The 218-nt window shown below is 39.0% G+C and carries 1 pseudogene; it reads right to left on the bottom strand.

The features are described from left to right. A pseudogene (locus AAC854_RS24680) lies at positions 1 to 110 on the bottom strand (IS982 family transposase); the annotation flags it as partial. Between the last annotated feature and the right edge of the window lie 108 nt (positions 111 to 218).

Raw genomic sequence — 218 nt, 5'->3', positions numbered from 1 at the left:
GTTGAAAAACCTAAGAATTCACCAATCACTTCCATCGTGATGACTTCCGCATCACTCAATTTAGGTGGGAGCCCTCGGCTTCTGAATCGCATACCTTGCTGTAACTGCATTCATATACAGGATCTTAAGCAGTAACCGTATATTTTAGATAGAAAAAAGGCTTCATTTATGATCTGATAATCGTCGCCAAACTAATATCAAAATCAAGGATGAAGCCT

The sequence above is a fragment of the Xenorhabdus entomophaga genome (assembly GCF_037996725.1).
Classification (GTDB): domain Bacteria; phylum Pseudomonadota; class Gammaproteobacteria; order Enterobacterales; family Enterobacteriaceae; genus Xenorhabdus; species Xenorhabdus khoisanae.
The sequence above is the reverse complement of the archived record's forward strand: the minus strand, read 5'-3'. Positions and strand labels throughout refer to the sequence as shown.